The 26,101-nt window shown below is 48.9% G+C and carries 18 protein-coding genes and 1 other annotated feature; of the genes, 4 read left to right on the top strand and 14 right to left on the bottom strand.

The features are described from left to right. Positions 1-167: 167 nt before the first annotated feature. The 3 genes from ABR335_RS04115 to ABR335_RS04105 form a co-directional block, all read right to left on the bottom strand. Positions 168-1,583 carry an ISLre2-like element ISBco6 family transposase gene (locus tag ABR335_RS04115; RefSeq protein WP_340713751.1) on the bottom strand — a complete coding sequence of 472 codons (1,416 nt, stop codon included), beginning with the start codon at positions 1,581-1,583 and terminating at the stop codon, positions 168-170. 100 nt (positions 1,584-1,683) lie between these two features. Beyond that, the gene (gene glgP / locus ABR335_RS04110) at positions 1,684-3,330 is read right to left on the bottom strand and encodes a glycogen/starch/alpha-glucan family phosphorylase (RefSeq protein WP_350346602.1); all 1,647 of its coding nucleotides are present in this window, start codon (positions 3,328-3,330) and stop codon (positions 1,684-1,686) included. Positions 3,331-3,837: 507 nt separating this feature from the next. Continuing rightward, complete coding sequence (locus ABR335_RS04105) at positions 3,838-5,814, bottom strand: methyl-accepting chemotaxis protein (RefSeq protein WP_350346601.1); 1,977 nt, start codon at positions 5,812-5,814, stop codon at positions 3,838-3,840. 313 nt (positions 5,815-6,127) lie between these two features. Here ABR335_RS04105 and ABR335_RS04100 point away from each other — a divergent pair, with 313 nt between their 5' ends. The 4 genes from ABR335_RS04100 to serA all read left to right on the top strand — a co-directional run bounded on the left by ABR335_RS04100 (position 6,128) and on the right by serA (position 11,922). After that, on the top strand, positions 6,128-7,405 hold the full coding sequence (locus ABR335_RS04100; RefSeq protein WP_014096851.1) for an IS110 family transposase: 1,278 nt from the start codon (positions 6,128-6,130) through the stop codon (positions 7,403-7,405). 386 nt (positions 7,406-7,791) lie between these two features. Continuing rightward, positions 7,792-8,754: a D-2-hydroxyacid dehydrogenase gene (locus ABR335_RS04095; protein WP_017550951.1), complete on the top strand. Its 963-nt coding sequence runs from the start codon at positions 7,792-7,794 to the stop codon at positions 8,752-8,754. 111 nt (positions 8,755-8,865) lie between these two features. Continuing rightward, positions 8,866-9,076 (top strand) — a binding site (T-box leader). Positions 9,077-9,143: 67 nt separating this feature from the next. After that, positions 9,144-10,304: a pyridoxal-phosphate-dependent aminotransferase family protein gene (locus ABR335_RS04090; RefSeq protein ID WP_014097324.1), complete on the top strand. Its 1,161-nt coding sequence runs from the start codon at positions 9,144-9,146 to the stop codon at positions 10,302-10,304. Then, a complete protein-coding gene (gene serA, locus ABR335_RS04085; protein ID WP_026684362.1) occupies positions 10,297-11,922 on the top strand; it encodes a phosphoglycerate dehydrogenase in 1,626 nt (541 codons plus the stop codon). The genes ABR335_RS04090 and serA overlap by 8 nt, the downstream gene beginning before the upstream one ends. Positions 11,923-12,000: 78 nt before the next feature. Here the strand turns inward: serA and ABR335_RS04080 are convergent, their stop codons facing one another. The 11 genes from ABR335_RS04080 to ilvD all read right to left on the bottom strand — a co-directional run bounded on the left by ABR335_RS04080 (position 12,001) and on the right by ilvD (position 25,881). Next, positions 12,001-13,029, bottom strand: coding sequence for a PTS transporter subunit IIC (locus tag ABR335_RS04080; RefSeq protein WP_350346600.1), 1,029 nt, complete (start codon positions 13,027-13,029; stop codon positions 12,001-12,003). Between the two features lie 339 nt (positions 13,030-13,368). Then, positions 13,369-14,499 (bottom strand): HAD family hydrolase, encoded by a 1,131-nt coding sequence (locus ABR335_RS04075; RefSeq protein WP_014097321.1) that lies wholly within the window; start codon positions 14,497-14,499, stop codon positions 13,369-13,371. A gap of 144 nt (positions 14,500-14,643) precedes the next feature. Then, on the bottom strand, positions 14,644-15,696 hold the full coding sequence (ilvA, locus tag ABR335_RS04070) for a threonine ammonia-lyase (protein WP_251460287.1): 1,053 nt from the start codon (positions 15,694-15,696) through the stop codon (positions 14,644-14,646). After that, on the bottom strand, positions 15,653-16,243 hold the full coding sequence (gene leuD, locus ABR335_RS04065) for a 3-isopropylmalate dehydratase small subunit (protein ID WP_260832067.1): 591 nt from the start codon (positions 16,241-16,243) through the stop codon (positions 15,653-15,655). The genes ilvA and leuD overlap by 44 nt, the downstream gene beginning before the upstream one ends. 84 nt (positions 16,244-16,327) lie before the next feature. Beyond that, positions 16,328-17,743 (bottom strand): 3-isopropylmalate dehydratase large subunit, encoded by a 1,416-nt coding sequence (leuC, locus tag ABR335_RS04060; RefSeq protein ID WP_350346721.1) that lies wholly within the window; start codon positions 17,741-17,743, stop codon positions 16,328-16,330. Positions 17,744-17,889: 146 nt separating this feature from the next. Then, positions 17,890-18,990, bottom strand: a complete 1,101-nt coding sequence (gene leuB, locus ABR335_RS04055; RefSeq protein ID WP_350346599.1) for a 3-isopropylmalate dehydrogenase — start codon at positions 18,988-18,990, stop codon at positions 17,890-17,892. 19 nt (positions 18,991-19,009) lie between these two features. Next, positions 19,010-20,551, bottom strand: a complete 1,542-nt coding sequence (locus ABR335_RS04050; protein WP_350346598.1) for a 2-isopropylmalate synthase — start codon at positions 20,549-20,551, stop codon at positions 19,010-19,012. Next, positions 20,538-21,566, bottom strand: a complete 1,029-nt coding sequence (gene ilvC, locus ABR335_RS04045; RefSeq protein WP_014097315.1) for a ketol-acid reductoisomerase — start codon at positions 21,564-21,566, stop codon at positions 20,538-20,540. The genes ABR335_RS04050 and ilvC overlap by 14 nt, the downstream gene beginning before the upstream one ends. Positions 21,567-21,597: 31 nt before the next feature. After that, on the bottom strand, positions 21,598-22,119 hold the full coding sequence (gene ilvN, locus ABR335_RS04040) for an acetolactate synthase small subunit (protein ID WP_013860312.1): 522 nt from the start codon (positions 22,117-22,119) through the stop codon (positions 21,598-21,600). Continuing rightward, positions 22,116-23,831, bottom strand: a complete 1,716-nt coding sequence (gene ilvB, locus ABR335_RS04035; RefSeq protein WP_350346597.1) for an acetolactate synthase large subunit — start codon at positions 23,829-23,831, stop codon at positions 22,116-22,118. Before ilvB ends, ilvN begins: the two co-directional genes overlap by 4 nt. A gap of 349 nt (positions 23,832-24,180) precedes the next feature. Continuing rightward, the gene (gene ilvD / locus ABR335_RS04030; protein WP_350346596.1) at positions 24,181-25,881 is read right to left on the bottom strand and encodes a dihydroxy-acid dehydratase; all 1,701 of its coding nucleotides are present in this window, start codon (positions 25,879-25,881) and stop codon (positions 24,181-24,183) included. Positions 25,882-26,101 lie beyond the last annotated feature (220 nt).

Below are 26,101 nucleotides of genomic sequence, written 5' to 3'. Positions count from 1 at the left end.
AGATGGATAACGGGGATGTTGAGGCGCGCGAAATTCACTCGCTTTCCGCGGGCGGCCGGCGAGCCTCCTCGCTCGTACCTCGCTGCGGGGTCTCTCCTGGCTCGCTTTTCCCGCAGGAGTCTCGTAAATTTCGCGCGCCTCAACGATCAGTCCCCACTGAGCCAGGCTTAAAACGAAAGCTCTAATATTTTGCTTAAATGTCCCATTGCCGATGAACTGCTTGAATGCAGGGCAACTGATCCGTGCTTTACGCCCACTGACGGGCGTACAGGCTGCTTGAGTAGTTGAGACATCCTGATGGATTGTTTCAAGTTCCGTTGCTTTCTCTCGCTTCTTGAACGGTGTTTCAGATAGGCTTCTCTCAATGTCCCATTGAGTATGCCTTGTTTGATTTTCACCATGGCTTCTGCGCCAAGTTCACTCCAATGCATGCCCCTTTTTTTCATCCTGAAGGAGATATGCCTTTGATTCGATTCCATCGCTCCTAGGCCTCTCGCACCTTCCGGCACGTTTTTCACCCTGTCTCTCCAGTCAAAAATGCGGTCCCAGTTTTTCAAGATATACGAACGGAATTCCTTGATTTTCTTGAGAGCCTTTTTATCCGTCAAGGTGCTTTCGTGCGTATCCAAATATAACGTGAATTGGTCCAGGTCATGCGTTCTAATCGCTTTTCTAATTTGCTCCTTGATCTCGCTCTTTCCGCCCCCAAATGTCCTTATGATGGCTTGTGCAACGTGGTAGGTATCCAGCTGGTTGAGCACCGGAAATTCCGACTGTGAGAATGCTGTTTGAAACCGTTCAGCTGTGTATCCCGCACCTCCATCACTGTTTGTAATGACATGCGTTTTTTCGAGGGAGTAGGTGTTGGCAGCTGTGGCTTGGACTTCATCCCAAAATGTCTGGATGGCTTCCGTTGTCATGATGACTGTGGGCTGACGCAGGGAGACCCTTTTACCATTGGTTTGCCATCCCTCATAGAGAATGGCGTGGTGGACTTCCATACTCTGTTTCTTTTTTAGTCCCCGAACGAATACACCATCTGCTTCAGAAAACAGGTAGTCTACCTTCTTCCCCTCAGGCAGGGAAACAGCTATTTCTAGCTCTTCTACAAGTGCCTTATCGGCTTCCGCCTGAGTTTTCCCTACGTGTTTTACCATGTTCCCTACAGTTGTGTGACTAAGACTCACTGCTGTCCACTCTTTTAAAATATCAGCTACTTCCCGATAGGTGTTCTCACTTGCCAACTCTGCCACCTTTAATTCCACTAACGGGCTGTATCGTTGGTGTGGTACCAGCCCTAACCATTCATCCAGAGGATAATGTGAGTTCCCTCTCTTATCACGCATTAATGAACGTTTAAAAGTCACACTTCCAAATAGAAACTGAACGCTTCTGTTATCACTCCGGCAGTACACCCAGCCCTCCTCTAACTTCTCCTGTTTAATTGTTTTATCTAACTCTTCAAATATTTCCCCAACCCATTGTGTAAAAGCCTTCTGCATCAGAAGTTTAAGCTGTTCTTCAAATTCGATAAGACTCTTTGTATCCTTTAATAATCCAGCAATTATTGATATAATATCCATGGGAAGACCTCTCTCTCTAGATGTTCATCTTGAAGTGTACAATTAGATGATAGAGCGTCTTCCCATTTTTTTCCACTCATATGCCCCGTCGAGTAAAATTTTACACATACAAAAGCTGCCTTTTATAAGCATGGAAACGTTTGACCTGCACATCAAAAATGGCATCTGTCCAGACGGCGAGCCCTGTCCTTTTCCTAATATAGTCTGCCAGCCGTTGCTTATTGATTTGTTTGATTTCCGCAAGTTGCCGCAGGACGTTTTCATCCCGGCGAAAAGGCTCCAGCATTTTCAGGTCTGTCGGCTTCGTCGCCCACTCCTTGCCGATTTTGCTGTCAATAAAACTGCGCAGCGGTTCGTTGGAAAGCAGCAGCCAGCGCCGGTGAGTAATGCCGTTTGTTTTATTATTAAATCTGGACGGGAAAATGTGATAGAAGTCACGAAGCACTTTTTCTTTCAAAATATTCGTATGGAGCTTTGCCACCCCGTTGATGCTATGGCTGCCAATGATTGCCAGGTGCGCCATCTTCACGCTCCCGCCCGAAATTACCCTCGTCCGCTCAATCATATCCCAGTCATATAAACGGGCCATGTCCTCGGCATAGCGGCGGTCAATCTCGCAAATAATTTGATAAATGCGCGGCAAAAGCTGTGCCATCATATCTGTCGGCCAACTTTCGAGCGCTTCGGACATAATGGTATGGTTGGTATAGCTGAGCACTTTTACCGTAACATCCCATGCCGGTTCCCAGTCCATCCCTTCTTCATCCAATAAAATGCGCATTAGTTCGGGGACACATAATGCCGGGTGTGTATCATTGATGTGGATTGCGACTTTTTCGGCGAGATTGGACATCGGCAGGCCGCGTTTTTTATAGGTGCGGATAATGCTTTGAATGCCTGCTGAGACGAAAAAATATTCCTGTTTCAAACGCAACAGACGCCCTTCATAATTGGAATCGTCAGGATACAGCACTTCCGAAATGCTTTCGATCCGGCTTTGCTGCTGAATAAAAGCATTGTACTCCGTGTTCGCATCCTCAAGCGGCATTTCCGCCGACCATAATCTTAAAGTGTTGACCGTATTGTCCCCGTAACCGATTACCGGGGTATCATACGGCACGGCAAGTACAATTTCCTCATTTTCATAATGGGGGACAAAATGCCCTGATGCATCTTTCTCAAGCCGGACGTTGCCGTAAAACCGCACATTTACCGCCTTGTTCAGCCGGCGTGTCTCCCACACATTGCCATTTCGCAGCCAGTTTTCAGGCAGTTCGACCTGGTAGCCGTTGACGAACTTTTGCCTGAAAAGCCCGTACTTAAAACGAATGCCGTTCCCGTGCCCGGGGATCGCATGTGTCGCCATTGAATCAATGAAACAAGCTGCCAGCCGGCCAAGACCGCCGTTTCCCAGTCCGGCATCCAGTTCCACCTGTTCCAACGCTTCCAGGTCCATCCCCATTTCTTTAAGCCCCGCCCGGACCGTATCGAGAATTCCGAGGTTGAACAAATTACTTTTCAACATCCTGCCAAGCAAAAATTCCATTGAAAAATAGTAAACTTGTTTTTCCCCTTTTTCCAAGTAGCGCTGATTCGTGTTCCGCCATTCTTTTGCTGCATAAGAACCGATCAATTTTCCGAGTGTAACATACTGCTCTGTCAAATCAGATTTTTCCACATCCATTGTGAAGTAGTCCGACAGCATTCTTTCGAAATCGGCCTTAAATTGTTCCTTTGTGAGTTCCATCCCATTTCCTCCCGTTTTTTGCCCGTAATGTAACCCTTTCTCCGGAGAGGCTCAGAGCCGTTCCTGACTATTTTTTCAAATGCTGATTCTTCATTTTCCTGATTTTTATGATTTTATAAATAGCAAATCCGGCGGCACAGAGAAAAATGAGCCAGCCCAACTGAAATACCACATCAGGCCAATTGACATATGTATGCATGCTTTTCTCTCCTCCATAAGGGAATTTCCTTTTTCAAAAAATTTGTTCATCATCTTCCTAGTTTTATTTTAATGGACGCCGGAGCCATTGTCACCGAAAACTTTTTGCCGGCGTCCTAAAGCCCTTTTGCAAAGTGACCGCTGCTCCATCGGTTTCTCGCGTGCCAACCGTCACGGTGTGTCGTGGGGAGGAGCAAAATTCACTCCCAAAAATTTTTGGATCTCTATTCCCATTTTTGGCTAAACCTATAAAAGGCGCCAACCAAAAAAGCACCCAAAGCCGGGATTTCTGCTTTGGGCGCTTCTTCTTTAAAACTTATATTTCTTCACAATCTCCTGTAAGTATTCCGACAGATAGGACAATGCTCTTGCCGAATCGCTGATGTCATCCATCGACTTCAGATGGCTTTCAATGGAAGCGGCCATTTCTTCGGTTGCCGCCGCATTTTCTTCAGCAATTTGGGCAAGTTCGTTCGCAGTCGAAGTCACTTCCTGGACGGAGGCGGAAATTTCTTCCGAGATCGCCGCCATTTCTTCTACTTGCGGTGTGATCTCTTTCATTCCGTTCATGATCGTGTCAAATTTTCCGATCGAATCTTTGGAACGTGACACGCCGGTTTCCACATCTTTGGACACTTGTTCCATCTCGCGGACGGAATCTTCCGTATCATGCTGGATTTGCGTAATCAGCTTTTCAATTTCTTTTGTTGAGTTTTGCGACTGGTCGGCCAATTTCCGGATTTCGTCTGCCACGACCGCAAACCCTTTTCCGTGCTCGCCCGCTCTTGCCGCTTCAATCGCTGCATTTAAAGCAAGCAAATTCGTCTGGGCCGCAATGCCTTTTATCACTTCTGTAATCTGGCTGATTTGCTTCGAATTTTCAAAGAGTGCCTGGATTTTTGCGTTGGATTGCGCGACAGAACCGGCAATGGACTTCATTTGCGCGACCGTCTCACGGACAGCCTCGCCGCCTTGTTTCGCATGTTCGAGCGTGGCATTGGACAAGCTGGAAATCGCCATCGTGCTGTCGGTTACTTTTTCCATTGCTTTTGCAATTTCACTCATCGCCTGGGCGCTGTTTTCCGTGCCGTTCGTCTGTGTTTCTGCACCGCTTGCAATCTGGGCAGCAGCGGAGTTGATTTCATGACTTGCCTGTGTTGTATTTTCCGCGTTTGCCTTCAGCTCTTCTGAAGAGGAAACGACCATCTCCGCGCTTTTGTCGACCTGATCGAGAAGATCGCGCAGGCTGTCCTGCATTTTTTTAAAACTTACAGCCAGTTCGCCGACTTCATCTTTTTTCCGGATATCTATTTCCTCTGTTAAATCCCCGGAAGAAATTTTTAATGCTGCTTCCTTCAGGCGGTTAATCGGCCGTGTCACAGAACGGATGACAAAATAGGCTAATACCGTACCGAGAACAAGAAAAATGACGATGACAAGGATCATCCGATTGATAATCGGCTGTACAGCTTTACCGACCTCATCAGCGTACACGGTGCCTGCGATTTTCCAACCCGTTAGGCTGTCGGTTGTATAAACCATCACTTTTTCCTTCCCCTGATACGTATAGGAAGTGTGTCCGGAAACATGGTTAAATACGGTATCATACACTTTTTCTTTTGCATACGCCCCCGGTTTTCTTCCCGGCATCACGACGATGCGGCGCGCCGGGTCTACAAGCACCGCATACCCGTTTTTCCCGATTTTGATTTCTTTCGCCATTTTTTGGACCGCGCTCATTTTCAGGTCAACTGCGACAACCCCGGAGTTGTCTTGCGCCGTTTTGGCAATGGTGACAATCGTTTCCCCCGTGATCGCGTCCTGGTACGGGGCCGTCACAACCGCTTTTCCGGGCTGTTCCATCGCTTCCTTATACCACGGCCTTTGCCTTGGATCATAACCTGCAGGCAAGTTGCCATTCGGTTCGATCATCATTTTCCCGGAAGCTGTCCCAACGTAAACATTCAAGACATTGTTATGCAGATTTGCATATTGGCTGAACATCGTCTTGATTTCGGACGGCTTTTTTTCCGTTTCGGCCGAAATTTTTTTAGAAAAATAATCCACATCGTCCATGCGCGGCTGGATCGCATCATGGATGATATTCTGCAACAGATTGACATTTTCCGTGGCGGCATTCAGCATTTGCGATTGGACTTCACTTCCTGCTGATTTGATTGAAAAATATCCGATCAGTACAGATGGAACGAGCAGGATTGCGAGGATCGAAACCATCAATTTCGCTTTCATGTTCCACCGTACATGTTTCTCTACCATCTTTCGCATGACAGGGCAACTCCTTTTGTTCATTTTCATAGCGGTTATCACTATTTCTTTTATCGTACCTTTTAGTCTCTTTTTCATAGGGCTTTATACCCGGAAAAATATATGCAAATGATTGATAAGGCTTACAGGCTGAAGGGATAGCGGTTTTTGCAAATGTGAAAAGAATATGACAGAAATTACCAGAATAAGCAGGAAATTTTTGCGGTATATCGAATATATGATTTAATGAAATAAAGGAGAGCCCTCCTGGTATGATGCGGGGTGTCATCTCTTAACGAATGACCCCTAATTTGTAACCAAGGAGGACTCCATAATGGATTTTAAACAAAATCAGAAAATTAATCAAGTCACTGAACAAACACTTGTAGTGGGAATTGATATTGCCAAGCGTACGCACTACGCTTGCATTGTAGATGACCGTGGGCGAGTGCTCCAAAAATCATTTTCTGTGCCCCAAGCAGGAAATGGATTTGAACTGTTCTATCAGCGCGTTTTAGCCGCAATGAAAGAACACGAGAAATCGGAAGTCATTGTGGGAATTGAACCCACAGGGCATTACTGGCTCAATTTGGCCTACTTTCTTGAGGAAAGGGGTATCCCCTTGGTCATGGTAAACCCTATGCATGTAAAGCGATCAAAGGAGTTGGACGACAATTTGCCAACCAAGCATGACCGCAAAGATGCATTGGTTATTGCCCGTTTAGTTAAGGATGGACGTTTCAGTTACCCACGTATCTTAAAAGGCATGGAAGCCGAACTTCGCGTTGGGTCGACGTTCAGGAGTAAATTGACAGAGGAATTAGGGGCTGTCAAAAACATGATTATTCGTTGGTTAGATCGCTATTTCCCAGAGTTTGTACAGGTGTTTCCGTCTTTTGGGAAGATGGCTTTAGCTGCACTTGAATGTACACCATTTCCAAGTGATCTTTACCAGAAACAGCCCGATGAAGTTCTATCCCTTTTTCGTAAGGTTGAGGGGCTAAAATCCCCTCAAAGACCAAAAGCAGTCCGTCTTATTGAAGTCGCGGCTGGCTCTATCGGAGTAACAGAAGGACTTGAGATGGCCCGTATTGAAATTGCCACACTTGTCCGCCGTTACCATCAGCTAGAACAAGATATTGAAAGTATTACAGGGCAGTTAATTGAGCTTGTAAAAACATCTGTAGAGTATGAATGGCTATCAACGGTACCAGGACTTGGAGATACAACGATTGTCGACTTATTAGCTGAAATCGGAAGCTTTTCACATTATCAAGATCCACGCCAATTAATTAAACTCGCGGGATTAACGTTACGTGAAAACTCCTCCGGTCTGCACAAAGGGCAAAAACGCATCTCCAAAAGAGGCAGAAGAAAACTGCGTGCCCTCCTTTTCCGGGTAATGATGCCGATGATTCGCCATAATGAGGCCTTTAGAAAGCTGCATGAATACTACACGAACCGTCAGGTTAATCCGTTACGCAAGAAGCAATCCATTGTGGTTCTATGCGGTAAGCTATTAAAAGTGTTACACGGAATTAGCACGAAGCACAAACCGTTCGACGCACAGCGAATGATGAGGGATATTCCTGGTCTCGCAGAGGCTGAATAAGGCCTCACATCCTTAGTAAGACCTAGACAACAGGATGACACGGAGAAGCTGGCACTATTTTTTCCATTCGACCTCGAGTCCCTAAAGGAGCTTCGCTAGCCTCTGCCTTATGACTAGACCGAACGAAGGAATGTAGGCACACAGATGCCCAGAGACATGGGAGGGTACGTCATCATAAGTTACGCAGAGATCCATTGTGCATCGTATAATTTCCTATCACTACTTCCCATTATTATCCAGTAGTGACCGCGTAGCGTACCCGTATGTTGGAATAGTTTCACATAATATAAAAATTTTGTTAGGAAGCGTGTCAAAAAATATTTTTTTGACACCCCACAACGGCTTAAACCGTTGATACATCAACATTTTTAGAGGGAGGGAGTTTGATGGCGGAAAGAACTATGATTATTGCGGAAAATCTTGCCCCCGGCCTGCTTGATGAAATCAGGAAACTGGTCCCGGAGTGGCGCATACTGGCCGGAAAGGATCCGGCGCATTGGCAGAATGAAGTGAAGAAAGCGGAAGTGATTGCGAGCTTTCGGAAAAAAATGGAAAAAGATGCATTATCGGAAGATTCCGCTCTCCGCTGGGTTCAAAGCTGGAGTGCGGGGGTGAACAGTTTCCCACTCGAACAATTTGAGAAAAAAGGGCTCTTTCTCACTTCTGCAAGCGGCGTGCACGCCTATCCGATTTCGGAAACCATTTTTGCAATGATGCTGGCATTGACAAGGAAAATCCATACATATGTCAGAAATCAAACGAAAAAGAAATGGGACCATGCCGGGTTAAAGCTGGAAATGCATGGAAAGACGATTGGCATTATCGGTGTCGGGGAAATCGGGCTTGAAACGGCAAAAATTGCCAAAGCCTTCGGGATGAAAGTGCTGGGCGTGCGGCGTTCCGGTGCGCCTGCCGAGTTTGTAGATGAAATGTATACGAACGGTCAGCTTCATGATATGCTGCCGCTTTGTGATTATGTTGCCGTCTGCCTGCCGCTTACGAAAGAAACGTATCATTTATTCGGGAAAGAAGCATTTGCCCGGATGAAGCCGTCTGCATTTTTTATCAATATCGGCAGAGGGGAAATCGCAAATGAAAAAGAACTGGCGGATGCGCTTTCCTCCGGCGAAATTGCCGGTGCCGGGCTGGATGTATTTGAAAAGGAACCGCTCCCTGAAGACAGCCCGCTTTGGGAGCTGGAAAATGTGATCATTACCCCGCACACGGCCGGCTCAACCGAACATTATGACGAGCGGGTTGTCCGGGATATCTTCATTCCAAATTTAAAACGGTACCTCGCTGGCAGCAAGCCGGACATTCATCTGGTCGACTATAAAAAAGGTTATTAACCTTTTTGCTGCGCGAATCAAAAAATACGGTGATTTTTAAATTATTTCATTTTTCCCTTTACAGAACTAAAATCTGCTGTTAGAATATTTAGCACAGAGCAAAATGATATTCGAAAAGTAATGATGAAGAAGGCGTATTTGCAAAAAGCCGCAGAGAGTCGGTGGTTGCTGCGAACCGATGCTTTTGCTGATACAATGCCCAGCGCTTCTGAACTGGCCGGCTGAAAATGATGTAGGCCGCACCCGGCACATGCCGTTATTTTCCCAGAGGCTGCATTTCGCAGCAAATGAGGGTGGCACCACGGTACATGACGTCCCTCCTCCACAAGGATTTTTTTGTGGCGGAGGGACGTTTTATTTTAATTTTATATTGGAGGATTGACGTACTCATGCTTTTTTGTAAGGAATCGCTATTCACACCAGGCCCGACACCCGTACCGGACCGCGTAAAACAGGCCATGAACCAGCCTATGGTCGCCCACCGCAGTGAAGTCTTTTCAAATAGCCTGAAGCAAGTGGCGACAAAACTGATGCCGGTCTTTGGCACAAAAGAACCGGTGGTCGTCATTGCCGGCAGCGGAACATCCGCACTGGAAAGCGCCGTCTGCAACGTTGTCCATGAAGGCGACCATGTCGTTGTCGTTGTCACCGGCGTGTTCGGGGAGCGTTTTGCTTCCATTTGCGAATCATACGGCGCCCATGTCCACCGCCTCAATATAGAATGGGGAACCGCCTGCCGCCCGGAACAGCTGGAAACGTTCCTTAAGGGGCTAAAAGATCCGGTCAAAGCGGTTTTTGCCACCTATTGCGAAACATCCACATCGGTGTTGAACCCGGTGAAAGACCTTGGGGCCGTTGTAAAACGAGTGACCGATGCCTTGTATATCGTTGACGGCGTCAGCTGCATTGGCGGTGTGCCTGCAAATATGGAAGATTACCAGATTGATATCCTTGTTTCCGGTTCGCAAAAAGCGCTCATGCTGCCGCCAGGGCTTGCCTTTGTCGCCGTCAATAAACGGGCCAAAGAGGCAATCAAAAACGGCCCTGAGAAACGGTTTTATCTCGACCTGAACCGTTATATCGATTCGTATGATGAAGCTGTGACCACTCCATTCACTCCGCCGGTTTCCCTTGTGTTTGGCGCGGAAGAAGTGTGCCGGATGATTGAGGAAGAAGGCTGGGACAATGTCATCAAGCGCCATGAAATTTTGCGCGATATGACCCGTGCCGGCGTGAAAGCTTTGGGCCTTCCGCTCCTTGTCGAAAACGACGCGGATGCTTCGCCGACCGTCACAGCGGTGAAACCGGATGGTGATCAAGCCGGGGCAATCAAAAAATATTTGCAGGATCATTTTTCAATGGTCGTCGCAAGCGGGCAAAAGCAGCTGAAAGGAAAAATTTTCCGAATTGGTCATATGGGTTACAGCACGCCTTTTGACGTGATCAACGTTTTAACCGCGCTGGAAATGGCGGTACACGAACTGAACGGAAGGGACACTTTCGGCATTGCGGTGAAAAAAGCGGAGGAGGCATGGAAAGCACATGTTTAACATTTTAGTAACGGATAAAGTAAGCGAAGAAGGCTTAAAAAAACTGTATGCGCACAAAGATTTTATCGTTGAGCACCAACCGGGCATTGCGCCGGAAGATTTAAAAGCCACAATCGGCCAATATGACGGGCTGATTGTGCGGAACCAAACAAAAGTGACAAAAGACATCATTGAGGCATCCGGCAATTTGCGTGTCATAGCAAGGGCCGGGGTCGGCGTTGACAATATTGATGTCGATGCTGCGACGAGAAAAGGGATTATTGTCGTCAATTCACCGGGAGGAAACACGATTTCCGCAACGGAGCATACACTCGCCATGATGCTTTCCCTTTCCCGCAATATCCCGCAGGCACACAAGTCCGCAGCCGCGGGAAAATGGGAGCGCGAAAAGTTCAAAGGCGTCGAGCTTTTCAAGAAAACGCTCGGCGTCATCGGGACGGGCAAAATCGGGACAGAAGTGGCGAAACGGGCAAAAGCATTCGGAATGGCCGTGCTCGGGTATGACCCGTATTTAACCGAAGAACGCGCGGCAAAGCTCGGCATCAAAAAAGCAACGCTTGACGAAATTGCCGCCCAAGCCGATTTCATTACGCTCCATACGCCGCTGATGAAAGAAACGAGGCATTTGATCAATGAAGCATTTTTGGCAAAAACGAAAAAAGGTGTCCGCATCATCAATTGCGCACGCGGCGGGCTCGTTGACGAACAGGCGCTGCTTCAGGCGCTTCAGGAAGGCCGCGTTGCAGGGGCTGCCCTGGACGTTTTTGAAAACGAGCCGGAAATCACGCCGGGGCTTTTGGAACTGCCGAATGTTATTGTAACACCGCATCTCGGCGCTTCGACCCGCGAAGCACAGGTCCGGGTGGCGGCGGATGTCAGCGACGAAATCATCCATATTTTTGAATCTGAGGAGATCCGCAATGCCATCAATATGCCGCAAACTTCCGGGGAAAACCGCGAACGGATGGAACCGTTCCTCCTTCTTGGCGAACAGGTGGCACAGCTCGGCATCCAGCTTTTGGATGAAGCGCCGGAAAAAATTGAAATTACGTACGCCGGCGAGCTTTTGGATGAAGATACAAAACTGCTGACGAGAACGATTATCAAAGGGATTCTGGCGCGTCATCTCGGCAGCACCGTTAATCTTGTCAATGCCCTCCATCTCTTAAAGGAACAGGGGTTGACATACAATCTGCAGCGCAATGCGTCGTTTAAGGGCTTTTCCAATTATTTGGAATTGGCACTGTATAAAAAAGGCAAACAAGTGAATATCGGCGCTTCGATCATTAACGGGTTCGGTGGCCGCATCGTGAAGCTGAACGATTACCGTGTCGATCTCCGCCCGGAACAGCACCTTCTTTATATCCGGCATCTGGACATCCCGGGCATGATCGGTCAGGTCGGATCGATTCTCGGCAGCAACGATACCAATATCGGCACGATGCAGGTGGGCCGAAAAGAAATCGGCGGGGAAGCGATCATGGTGCTCACGCTCGATAAAACCGCAAGCCGGCAAGTGCTGGACCAATTAAAAGAGGTAATCGGCATTAAAGCCGTTCAGACTTTGGAACTCGCAACCGGCTATACCTTTCAGGAAGAACCTTTTGTAGAAGTATAAATAAAAAGCATTCACGGCAAAACGCTGTGAATGCTTTTTTCGAATACAAGTCAAAATGAGGCTTGTACAACCCGGTTTTTATTGGACTTCCATCCTGAGGTCTCCGGTTTTTGCCCAGCCGAACAATTTGAGGAAATGATAGATGCCGAGCGTTGTAAAAATGGGTAAAATCACACCTGCCGCAATATAAGCAAGCAGCACGCGCATTCCCTGATTTGCGAGAATATTAAGCGGTGCAATTAAAGAATTCAGGCCAAGCCCGCCGAGTTCATACGGCACCTTCAAATGGAACATCATCGTTGCAACTGGCGCACAAATGAGCGACGAAACAAACGGTGGAATGACAAGGCGCGGATTTTTCACCAAATTCGGAAACTGGACTTTCGGCGTAATCAATGACTGTGCAATATTGCCGCCCCAGTCATTTTGTTTCAGCGACATTGCCGTAAAACCGACAAACTGGACCGTACAGCCGATCAGTGCGGCTGCGCTGGATACCGGATCAAGCTGCAGCGCAATGGCAAGCGCGGCCGAAGAAGCAGGTGACATGAGCAGGATGCTCCAGACGAGCGATACAACCATTGAGCCGAAAAGCGGCGAACCCTGTACAGACGCCGTAATTTCACCGCTCAGCCATTGCAAAAACGGCGTGGTGACAGCAGCAAGGCCAACGCCGGCAACACCGCCAACAAGAATCGCGGCAAACGGAATTGCCATCATATCGAGCTTTGTTTTGCCAGTTACGCGTTTTCCGACCCACGTTGCGACAACTGCAGCCAGCACAGCACTTACAGGTTGTCCGGTAACAATCGTAATCAAGCCGTCCTGGGTTGTGCCGATCGCGTTTCCGCCGACTGCCGCACAAGCCATCGAACTGAAAATGACCAATGTATTGCCGCCAAGCTGGTATGCAACGCCTGCGCCGATGGCCGGTGCCAACAGCGATTTCGTTGCTGCCCCGATGGCCAAAAAGCCGTCCCAGCCGAGGAATTTCCCAAACGTTTCAAACAAAAGTCCCAGACCCAAAGTCACGAGCACAGCGTTTGCTACCCCGGCAGATGCTTTATACGCCCTATCAATGACATAATCTTTAGTTGCTTGCTTCATCTTTTCCACTCCTTGAAATATTCCGAATTAAAAGCTGTTACAATCGCCGTTTCTGTTTTAGTTTCCGTCTTCAATGATTTCCGTCAAATGCCGGCTTATCCATCTAGATTTCCGCTCCTTTTTTTATGATGTTAAAATATTACGTTAGTTTTAATTTTATTTAAAAATATTTTTTTCAAACTTTTATCTTCATTTTTATGGAGGAACTGGCAAAATTACACTATATTAATAAAATGATCATGTTAGATTTCCCTACAAAAATTTTCTTTTCAAAAAATGCCATTTTTCACGTAGCGGAATGTCCTGCGAAAAAGAGGCATGCCTTCGCATGCCCCAGCTCTACAAAAATATGTTTTTGAGGTCTGCCACATTTTCAAAAATATAATCTGCCCCGTGTTCTTCAAATTCGGCTTTTGCTTCTTTTCCGGACAAGCCGGTTAAAATGCCGGCAAATTGGGCGCCTATTTTTTGCGCAGCAAGCAGGTCTGCAAGCGAGTCCCCGACAATCAGGATTTCCTGCCCGTTTTCAAGCGGGAGGCTGCATTCCGTACAGTCGCGGGCGGGCGTGTTTTTCCCCTTTAAAGCAAGCAGGTAGGTAAAAGGGTTCGGCTTTGCAAGCGGCGTATGGCCGCCAAGCTCCTCTTCCGCCTTTAAAACGTCGTCCGCCGTTACAATATGCTCCTCATGAAACAACGGCAGCCAGCCAAGCGCCCGGAACGGCCCGTACGTTTCAAGCTGCGGCCTTCCCGTGCCGACACCAAGTTTCAGCCCTTTCTCTGCTAAAAAGGAAAACAAGGCACCGATTTTTTCCGGTTCAGCAAGCGGAATCTCCTCATCGAGAAACCCTTTTTTTCCCGTTTGCACGCTCGGCTTCCCGGTAGATGCCACAATATTTTGGTCGCCGACATACCATTCCTGAGAAGCATGCTCGCACACCGACCAGAGCGCGCCTTTTTTACCAAGCTGCGTATCTGTAAGCCCGAAGATTTCATAAGCAAGCTGATCCAACACTTTCAATAAATCCTGTTTCGTTTCAGGCCTCTTTGCAAACCAGTTTAAAAAGATGCTATAGTCGGTTTCAACCGGATAATGTGCAAGTACCTCGCGCATTTCATGAAGTGTTACATCACCGATTTCACTTGCCAGCCAGCCACGGATCCGGCCCGCTTCCTTTTCCTTTATTTGGGAAAGCAAGTGTAAAAGCTGGCAGGTGAACGTTAAATAAATCATATCCCAGTTCGCGTTCATCCCGCGCGATTTTAAAAACCGCAGCACTTCATCATGTTGAAAAACATCAGCCCGGATGCGCCTGATTTCCTCATCTGTTAAGGTTGTTTTAAATTGTTCCGGTGCGAGCCCTAAATAATGGCCACTATGTATCAATTCCCAGACGGTTAAGCCGGATGCGTCAAAATAACGTTCCTCGCTCAGCAATACGCCGTCCACATCAAATAATACCGTTTGAATCATCTCTTCACCTCTTTCCTACATCAGTGTAACAAAGGATGCTGTTTTTTTGTATCGTTTTCTCCCTTTTCGGCCTGCACAAAGAAAAGGCGCCCCGGGGCACAGCCTAGTGACAACGCCCGGCATGCCCCGGTCTGGTGCCCGGTTCTAAAGCGAAACAACCCTATGTTTTTTTTTGCCAGCCGTAGCCAGCCGTTTGAAGTGAGAAATTTTATCCAGATCCGCATTTCCGCCGCTTACAACAATGCCGACGTGCTTTCCTGAAACGCCAGCTTTGCCGCTTAATACAGCCGCGAATGCCGCCGCTCCTGCCCCCTCGACAAACATTTTTTCGCGTTCAAGCATATAAATGATGGCAGTGGCAATGTCTTCATCGCTTACTGTCACGACATCATCCACATACTTGCTGATTAATGGAAATGTCAGCTGGCCGGTCTCTTTTACAAGAATACCGTCCGCGATGCCCGAAACATGTTCGAGCTGGCTGTTGCCCATCCCTTTAAAGCGATTATAGGCGGCAGGCGCCCCTTCGGACTGCACGCCGATGACGCGGATTTTCGGATCATAATTTTTCAGGAGACAGGCCATGCCGGCAATTAAGCCGCCGCCCCCGACCGGAATCACAACCGTATCAAGATCCGCGCATTGCTGGATCATTTCGAGAGCGATCGTTCCCTGGCCGGCCATCACTTCATAATCGTCAAACGGGTGAATAAACGTTGCCCCTGTGATTTGCTGGTCCAACACAGCCGCTTCATACGCTTCCTGAAAAGATTCGCCGGTCAGCACGACTTCCGCACCATACGCCTTTGTTGCCAACACTTTGGCAAGCGGCGTTTTTTCCGGCATATATATTTTTGCCTTCAACCCCTGTTTCGTTGCTGAAAACGCAACACCTTGCGCATGATTGCCCGCAGATGCCGCAATCACGCCGTTTTTTCTCGCATCCCCTGTTAAGTTCGTAATCTTATTCAGTGCACCCCTGATTTTAAAAGACCCTGTGCGCTGCAGGTTTTCCATTTTAAAGTAAAGCCTTGTCCCTGCCATTTCATTAAATGTCGCCGATTCGTTCAACGGCGTCCGGTGCACGACCGGCAATAAATTTTCAAATGCTGCTACAATGTCTTTCGTTTGTAAGAAATCCCCATTGTTCTCGTCACACTCCTGCGTTTTCAGACGCTTCAAATTTTGAAATTTCATCTTCAAGCAATAATGTCAGCCCGATTTCATCCAGTCCCTTTAACAGCATATTCTTCGGATACGGATCAATGTCAAAGTGGATGGCCTTTTCTCCCGTTAATACCACTTGTTTTTCAAGATCAACCGTTAAAAAGAGCCGTTCTCTCTGTGCCTTGTCAATCAAATCGTGCACTTCTTCTTCCGGCAGCTCTACGGTTAAAATTCCGTTTTTCAGACAGTTATTATGGAAAATATCGGCAAAACTTGGTGCGATAACCACTTTAAAGCCGTAATCCTGTAATGCCCAAGGCGCGTGCTCCCGTGAAGAGCCGCATCCGAAGTTGTCGCCTGCCACTAAAATCTGCGCACCCTCGTATTTCGGGTCATTTAAAGGAAAATCTTCCCTTTTATTTCCGTTTTCATCGAAGCGCCAGTTGTAAAACAAGCATTCTCCGAACCCTTGGCGCTCAATCCTTTTCAAAAACTGTTTCGGAATGATCTGGTCGGTATCGACATTTTTCCTGTCCAATGGGAATACGAGCCCTGAAAAAGTTTGAAATGGCTCCATTTGCTTTTGCCCCCTCTCTTCGTATAGATGAATGAATTTTCTTCTGCTGCCTGCTGCAAAAGAAGCAGCACGGCATGCCGCCATTTAGCGGACCGGCTCAGGCTGGCCGAGCTTCCGGACATCGACAAATTTGCCATAAATGGCGGCGGCGGCTGCCATCGCCGGGCTGACAAGATGCGTTCTGGCGCCTGTTCCTTGCCGGCCTTCGAAGTTGCGGTTCGATGTGGAGGCGCATCGTTCTCCAGCCGGGACAATATCATCATTCATGGCAAGGCACATGCTGCAGCCCGACTCGCGCCATTCAAACCCGGCTTGCGTAAATATTTTGTCCAGCCCTTCTTCTTCCGCCTCTGCTTTCACGCTTTGCGACCCCGGAACAATGAGGGCCCGGACCCCTTCTCTTACATGCCGGCCTTTTACAATTTCCGCTGCAGCCCGTAAATCGGCAATTCGCGAGTTCGTGCACGAGCCGATAAATACATGCTGGACAGGGATGTCTGTGATTTTCGTCCCCGGTTCAAGGCCCATGTATTGCAACGCTTTTTCAACCGCCTGCCGTTCGCCTGGATCGTTGATTTTAGCCGGATCCGGCAATGTTTCACTGATGGGGAGGCACATGGATGGATTTGTACCCCATGTAACCTGCGGCTCAATTTCTGCTGCGTCCATTTCAAGCGTTTTGTCATAGACGGCGCCTTCGTCTGATGCCAGCGAGAGCCAGTATGCTGCTTTTTCTTCAAAATCTTCCTTCGGCGCATATTTCCTTCCGCGCAAAAAGGAAATGGTCGTTTCATCCGGGCTGATCAACCCCGCCCTGGCCCCTGCTTCAATCGACATATTGCAAACGGTCATCCGCTCTTCCATGGACAAATTGCGGATCGCTTCACCGGTGTATTCGACAATATGGCCGGTGCCGACGCCAATCCCGAATTTTGCAATGATGGCAAGGATTAAATCTTTAGCCGTCACGCCTGGCCCAAGTTTGCCGTTAATTTTGATTTGCATCGTTTTCGGGCGCTTTTGCCATAATGTTTGGGTTGCCAGCACGTGTTCCACTTCACTCGTGCCGATTCCGAAAGCAATGGCGCCGAATGCACCGTGCGTGGACGTGTGGCTGTCGCCGCATACGATCGTTTTCCCGGGCTGGGTGAGTCCCAGTTCCGGTCCGATCACATGAACAATCCCCTGGTCTGGATGGTTGATGCCAGCAAGCGGGATGCCGAATTCCTGGCAATTTTTCTCCAAAGTGGACATTTGTTTTTTCGAGACCGGGTCTTTTGAAACCCTGCCCTTTGTTGTCGCAACATTATGGTCAACGGTGGCGAATGTTAAATCCGGCCTCCGCACTTTACGGCCATTCATCCGTAACCCCTCAAACGCCTGCGGGGACGTAACCTCATGGACAAGGTGCAGGTCAATATAGAGCAGGTCCGGTTTCCCTTCTTCGCGGTGGACCAAATGGTTTTCCCATATTTTTTCGATAATCGTTTTCGGTGCCATCGTATCACTCCCATCTGCCGCTTTTCGTTTTTTTAGATCAATCTCCGTTTTGCCTCTTCCTGTGATTAAAAACTGCACTGTTTTTCCATCCCGGAAAACGCGTGGACCGCCGTAAACAGCCACTTATTTTCTGTTGAAAAATACGCTCATTGCAAAATGCGTGGACGGGCTTCACTGTTATTTAATTTTTCAATCAGTTTGTCTGTGAGCTCATTTGTGCTGACCACTTTTCCGTTTTTCACCTGCAAATCACCTGTACAATAACCGTCTTGCAGCACATCATCCACCGCTTTTTCAATCGCCGCCGCTTCTTTCTCAAGTCCGAACGAATAACGGAGCATCAAAGCCGCCGACAGCACTGTCCCGAGCGGATTGGCTTTTCCCTGCCCGGCGATATCCGGCGCTGAGCCGTGGACCGGTTCATACATGCCGAACCGGTCGGAACGGAGGCTTGCGGATGGAAGCATGCCGAGACTGCCGGTAATCACGGACGCTTCATCGCTTAAAATATCACCGAACATATTCTCAGTTACAATGACATCAAATTGGCCCGGATTTGCAATCAGCTGCATCGAGGTGGAGTCGACAAGCATATGGCTTACTTCCACATCCGGATACTTTTTCGCGGTTTCCTCCGCAATTTCGCGCCACATTCTGCTTGATTCCAGCACATTCGCCTTATCGACGGACGCCAGTTTTTTTCTTCTGATTTGCGCAAGCTGGAATGCTTTTTCAATAATTCTCTCAATCTCTTCCCTTGTATAGGCAAGCGTGTCTACCACTTCATTCCCGTCCGGCCCGCGCCTTTCACTCGGGCGCCCAAAATAGAGGCCACCCGTCAGTTCGCGGACGATAACAAGATCGACGTTTTCCACCCGTTCCCGTTTTAAAGGCGATGCATTTAAAAGCGTGGCATATGCTTTAACCGGGCGCAGGTTCGCAAACAGCCCCATTTCTTTCCGGATTCCGAGCAGGCCTTTTTCCGGGCGGAGGGAAGCCGGGTTATGATCCCATTTCGGCCCCCCTACTGCGCCAAGCAAAATGGCATCGCTCCTGCGGCAAATGTCAAGCGTTTCTTCCGGGAGGGGCGTCCCCGCTTCATCAATAGCGGCGCCCCCGATCAGCGCATTTTCAAAAACGGCTTGATGCCCGTAATTGTCCAATACGGTTTTTAAAACGCGGATCGCTGCATCCATCACTTCCGGCCCGATCCCATCACCGGGCAGTACGGCCAGTTTCATTTTCATTGTCGTTCCTCCCCGAAAATCACACCTGTACTTGTTTTCTCGATTGCTGTTCCATTGCGTGCGCCCTGTTGATTGCATTTAAAAATGATTTTGCGGAAGCTTCCAGTACGTCTTGGGCAGAACCGCGCCCGCCGCATTCAAACTCCCCGAATTTCACTTTGACATATGCATCCGCAAGCGCATCCTGGCCGGAACCGACTGACTGCAGTTTATAGTCTTTCAGCTCAATCGGGCCGTCAAACAGCTTGCTGATCGTATGGTAAATCGCCTCAACGCTCCCCGATCCGGTGCTGGCTTCTTCAACAAGCGTTCCTTCCGGTGTTTTGATTCTTACTGTGGCGGTCGGAATATTCAATGTGCCGTACTGCACCTGCACACTTTCCAGTTCATAATGGGCAGCATCTGCCGCATCGGTTTGCTTTTCGGCTAAAATGGCGAACAAATCGTCATCGGTCACTTCTTTTTTCTTATCCGTCAATGCTTTGAAAGCTTTAAACGCTTCGTTCAGTTTTTCCTGCCCAAGATCAAAGCCGAGCGCTGCCGCTCTTTCTTTAAAAGCGTGGCGGCCGGAATGTTTTCCGAGCACAAGCCGGTTGCTTGAGAATCCAACTAGTTCCGGCGTGATGATTTCATATGTCGAAGCCTCTTTTAACACGCCGTCCTGATGAATGCCGGCTTCATGGGCAAAAGCATTGGCGCCGACAACCGCTTTATTGCCTGGTACAACCATCCCGGTCAGTTTGCTGACCAATTGGCTTGTGCGTTTGATTTCATCCAATTTCAAGCGGGTTTTCTTCTTGTAATAATCCTGCCTGATGTGAAGGGCGACCGCCACTTCTTCGAGGGCAACATTGCCGGCCCGTTCGCCGATGCCGTTGATCGTCCCTTCCACTTGCTGGACTCCGTGTTCAATGGCTGAAAGCGTATTGGCCGTCGCCATCCCGAGATCGTCATGGCAATGGGCGGATAAAATGACTTTATCAATATTCGGAACGCGCTCCCGGATATAGTCATACAGTGCACCGTATTCTTTCGGCGTCGTATAGCCAACAGTGTCCGGCAGGTTGATGACATTTGCGCCGGCATTGATCACTTCTGTAATGATCCGGACGAGAAAATCTTTATCCGACCTCGTCGCATCTTCTGCCGACCATTGTACCAGCGGGAATTTTTGCTTCGCGTATTTCACGGCTTCAACAGCGATGGCTGCCACTTCATCCGGCGTTTTTCGCAGTTTGTATTGCATATGGATCGGCGATGTGGCCAGAAAAATATGGATCCTTGGCTCGGCGGAATGTTTCAGTGCATCCCAGGCTGCATCAATGTCCTGTTTGTATGCCCTCGCCAGGCCGGTAACGGAACTGTTTCGGACCGTTTTTGCGATTGTCTCAACCGCTTCAAAATCCCCTTTTGAAGAGGCAGGAAACCCCGCCTCCATGATATCCACGCCAAGCTTTTCCAGCTGTTTGGCAATTTCGACTTTTTCCACGGTGTTAAGGTTGACGCCTGCCGATTGTTCCCCGTCCCTCAATGTCGTGTCAAAAACATTAACCTTTTGCATTCACAGCCACTTCCTTTTGTTTAATCGGATTTTTGACAAAAGGCATTAAATCGCGCAGTTCTTCGCCGACTTTTTCAAGCGGATGATTTTGCTCGCGTGTGTTGATGGCATTGAACATCGGGCGGTTTGTCTGGTTTTCAAGCAGCCATCCTTTGGCGAATGTGCCGTTTTGGATATCTTTTAAAACCTCTTTCATGCGCTTTTTCGTATCTTCGTTCACAACGCGCGGGCCAGAAACGAAATCGCCCCATTGCGCCGTATCGGAGATGGAATAGCGCATATTTTTCAGGCCTCCTTCATAGATCAAATCGACGATCAGCTTCATCTCATGACACACTTCAAAATAAGCGAGTTCCGGCTGGTACCCTGCTTCCGTTAACGTTTCAAAACCGGCTTTGATTAAAGAGGTCAAACCGCCGCACAGGACAGCCTGCTCACCGAACAAGTCCGTTTCGGTTTCTTCCTGGAAAGTGGTTTCCAAAACGCCGGCCCGGGCAGCCCCGATTCCTTTTGCATAAGCAAACGCCAGGTCTTTTGCTTCCCCCGTCACATCCTGGTGAACGGCAATCAGCGCAGGCACTCCTGCCCCTTCTTCAAATGTCCTTCTGACGAGATGTCCAGGGCCTTTTGGCGCTACCATAAAGACATCGACATTTTCCGGTGGGACAATTTGGGTAAAATGGATGTTGAATCCGTGGGCAAATGCGATGGCATTGCCAGGTTCGAGCCCTGCTTCCACTTCTTCTTTGTATACTTTTGTTTGCTGCTCATCCGGCAGAAGCATCATGATAACATCCGCTTCTTTTGCGGCTTCCTTCACAGGCTTAACGGAAAATCCGTCCTGTTCCGCGCGGTTAAACGACCGGCCCGGCCTGACGCCGACCACTACGTCAAAACCGTTATCACGGAGGTTTTGTGCATGGGCATGGCCCTGGGAGCCGTAGCCGACAACGGCGATTTTTTTCCCTCTCAATGCTTCTTCTTTGATGTCTTTGTCAAGATAAACTTTTGCCATTTTTCATTCTCTCCTTTTAAGTTTAAGATTTTTATTTTAATAGTGAGTATGAGCTTAAATCGGTTACTTGTTTTTGCGAACCGCGCAGAAATGCGGTCATCCCGGTACGAACCATTTCTTTAATGCCGTACGGTTTAAGCAGGTCAACGAGTGCCTCCACCTTGTCGCTGTCACCGGTTACCTGGATGGTGACAGATTCCCTGCTGACATCTATGATGGAGGCACGGAACGGTTCGACAAGCCCGCCAATTTCGCTTCTCGTCTGCGGTGTGCTCAATACTTTAATCAAGGCAAGTTCCCGCGAGACGATCGCCTGGCCTGTGATGTCCTGAACCTTGATCACATCGATCAGCTTGTTCAGCTGTTTTGTCAGCTGCTCCGCCTGCCTATCGTCTTCGACATTGACGACAATGGTCATGCGCGAGATACCTTCCGTTTCAGTGCGTCCGACCGTAATGCTGTCAATATTAAACTGCCGCTTTGCGAGGACGCCGGTAATTTTATTCAGCACCCCGCTCTGGTTTAAAACAGTGGCTACAACAATCCGCTTCATGGCTTCACCCCCATCATTTCATGCAGCCCCTTGCCCGGTGCGACCATCGGGAACACCGCTTCAAGCCTTTTCACGCGGCAGTCGACAACGACAGGCCCGTCATCCTCGAAAACAGTTTTCAGCACCTTGTCGAGTTCTTCATTGTTCGTTGCGCGGCAGCCTCTGATGCCGTAGCTTTCTGCAAGTTTGACAAAGTCGGGCTGCACCGGGATCGTCGAATAGGAATAGCGTTCTTCGTAGAAAGATTCCTGCCACTGCCGAACCATACCGAGATACTGGTTATTCACAATAAATATTTTGAGCGGCAGATTTAATTCTTTTACAACGGCAAGTTCCTGTAATGTCATCTGGAAGCCGCCGTCGCCGCTGATCGAAACCACCAGTTGGTCCGGATATGCGATTTGCGCGCCGATCGCCGCCGGAAACCCGAATCCCATCGTGCCGAGCCCGCCGGATGTAATCCACTTGTGCGGCTTTTCAAACCCGTAATACTGTGCCGCCCACATCTGGTGCTGGCCGACATCCGTCGAAATGATCGCATCCCCGTTTGTGTAATGATGGATTCTTTGAATGACATGCTGCGGGGACAATTCTTCACCGTCATCTTCGTACCAAAGCGGAAATTTTTCGGCGTATTCTTTTAAATGGCGAACCCATTCATCCGTGCCGGCATTTTGCAAATCTTCCGAACAAATCTTCTGCAAGGCTTCCTTTGCATCTGCCACGATCGGGATATCGGTTTCGACATTTTTGCCGATTTCAGCCGGGTCGATATCAATATGGACAACCATTGCATTCGGGGCAAAGTGGGCTAAGTTGCCTGTCAGACGGTCATCAAACCGGGCCCCGATATTAATGAGCAGATCGCATTCGCAAATGGCCATATTTGCCGCATACGTTCCATGCATACCGCCCATGCCGAGAAAAAGCGGGTGACGGAACGGAAAACTGCCAAGGCCGAGCAGCGTGTTTACGACCGGTATCTGGCACTTTTCCGCAAACTTGAGCAAAAGATCAGACGCCTTCGCATGGAGGATTCCGGCTCCTGCCAATATGACCGGTTTTTCGGTATAAGAGACAGCTTCCACAAGCTTTTTAATCTGGAGCGGATTCGGGCTTGTATTCGGCTGGTAACCGGGCAGATATACTTCCCGGCTTTCTCCCATTTCCACCGTGCCCTGCTGGATATCTTTCGGGATATCGACCACCACCGGTCCGGGCCGGCCGGATTTTGCAATATGAAAAGCTTCTTTGACGACCCGCGGCAAATCCCGCAAATCCCTTACCTGGTAATTGTGCTTGGTAATCGGGGCCGTCATGCCGATGACATCAGCTTCCTGGAACGCGTCCGAGCCGATGACGGAAGTGCCGACCTGGCCGGTAAAGACGACGAGCGGGAGCGAATCCATCATCGCATCGGCAATCCCGGTGATCAGGTTGGTTGCCCCGGGGCCCGAAGTCGCAATGACGACACCCGGTTTTCCGCTAACGCGCGCATAACCTTCTGCCGCGTGAATGGCCCCCTGCTCATGCCGGGCCAGGATATGCCTGACCGGCTGGTTATAGAGGGCATCGTAAATCGGTAAAACCGCACCCCCCGGATAGCCGAACATGACGTCGACCCCTTCCCGCACCAATAACTGGACAAGCGCCTCAGCACCCGTACATTCTGCTGTTTTCACATTGCCATCCATTCTTGCTTTCGCACACACGATTTAACCTCCTATTCTGATTTGCGCAGGCTCCTTGATTTATCCCAATAAAAAACGCCTTTCTCTCCTTGAAAACGGCAAAAGGAACAATCGTTTTTGCCGGTTTTGCAGGGATGAAAAGGCATCTTTTCATGGTACCACCCAACTTCACGGCGTTCTCACAAACGCCGCCTCATGCAGCATTGTTTAAAAAATGCTGCTTTTGGTAACGGGTCCTCCGCTTCATGCGGCCGACCCGGCAAGTCCTAGTAGGCAGAACCGTTCAGACTTGCACTCAGAGGCGATGTCGTGACCGGGGTATTTACCGGGCTCCCAGCATCCCCGGCTCTCTGAAAAATACCTGATCCGATCACTTTGTCCCCGTCAACGTTTTTTGCGGTAATCCGATTTTCAAAACCCCGCCTGTATTCGCGGAAGTCACGAGTGCGGAATATCTTGCTAGGTAGCCGCTTGTAATTTTCGGCTCCGGCTGCACCCAATTTTGTTTTCTTCTTTGCAATTCCTCATCTGGAACATGGAGCTCAATCCTTCTGTTGATTAAATCAATCGTAATGCGGTCGCCGTTTTCAACAAGTGCGATCGGCCCGCCTTCCGCCGCTTCCGGTGAAATATGGCCAACGCAGATGCCGCGGGTTGCGCCGGAAAATCTGCCGTCCGTAATCAAGGCAACGGTTTTGCCAAGCCCTCGGCCCATAATGGAGGATGTTGGCGCGAGCATTTCCGGCATGCCCGGCCCGCCCTTTGGCCCTTCATAACGGATCACAACGACATGCCCTTCACGGACAAGGCCGCTGTCAATCCCTTTTTGAGCCTCTTCCTGGGACTCGAATACAATGGCCTCCCCGGTAAAGTTATGAATATCCGGATCGACCGCTCCCACTTTGATAACAGCGCCGTCCGGGGCAATGTTGCCATACAGGATGGACAAACCGCCGACCGGGCTGTAAGGATTTTCTTTCGGCCTGATCACTTCAGGATTGCGGATCTCCGCATTTTTCACATTTTCATAGATGCTTTTGCCGGTGATCGTCAGCCGGCCGGGGTGAATGGCCCCTTCAATCTTGCAAAGCTCATGGACAATTGCGCTGATTCCGCCTGCAAGATGGACGTCATGCATCGAGTAATCCGACGCCGGCATAATTTTTGCCAGATACGGGACTCTTTCGGCCACCTTGTTAATCCGTTCCAAATCGTAGTCAATTCCTGCTTCACGGGCAATGGCCAGCGTATGTAGTACGGTGTTGGTTGAACCGCCCATTGCCATATCAAGCGCGAAGGCATCATCAATCGCTTCTTCTGTGACAATATCACGCGGCCGGATATCGTTTTTAATACAGTTCATTAAGTGCCCGACGGCTTCCCGGATAATGCGGTGCCGTTCCTCCGACGTGGCAACGATGGTGGCGTTGCCGGGCGGCGTCAGGCCAAGCATTTCCATTAATGAATTCATCGAGTTTGCCGTAAACATGCCTGAACACGATCCGCATGTCGGGCAGGCGCTCGTTTCCAGCATTTTCAACTCTTCATAACTGATTTTTCCGGATTTATGGGCGCCGACACCTTCAAATACCGATGTAAGGGACAACTGTTTTCCATCCGGCGCGATACCGGCTTCCATTGGCCCCCCGGAAACAAAGACTGCCGGCACATTTGTCCTCACGGCTGCCATCAACATGCCAGGGGTGATCTTGTCACAGTTCGGAATGTAAAAGACCCCGTCGAACCAGTGGGCGTTGATGACTGTTTCGGCACTGTCGGCAATCAGTTCGCGGCTCGGAAGCGAATACCGCATGCCGATATGCCCCATCGCTATGCCGTCATCCACCCCGATCGTATTAAATTCAAACGGGACACCACCCGCTTCCCTGATCGCCTCTTTTACTACTTCCGCAAACTTATTGAGGTGTCTGTGCCCCGGGATAATATCAATATAGGAATTGCACACCCCGATGAAAGGCTTGTCGAAGTCTTCCGTTTTCAGCCCTGCTGCATATAAAAGGCTTCGGTGCGGGGCACGGTCGATCCCTTTTTTGATCATGTCACTTCGCATTCCATCACTCCCATTCTATTGCCTGCGGGGTATTTCTTATGCCCGGTGAAAATCCGGTTCTTTAAATATCCGCCCGAAAAAATTTTTTATATTCTTTAATTGTTGTCAATCATACGACTTTTGATTGCCGAGGTCAACCCTTTTCTGTCAACTTTTTTGACAATTTTGATTTGAAAATCTATTTGGAAACGCTTTCATTATTGATTTTATTGACTTTTCT

The sequence above is a fragment of the Heyndrickxia faecalis genome (assembly GCF_040267745.1).
Lineage (GTDB): Bacteria > Bacillota > Bacilli > Bacillales > Bacillaceae_C > Weizmannia > Weizmannia faecalis.
Note: the sequence above shows the minus strand (reverse complement) of the source record. Positions and strands in the feature narration are given on the sequence as shown.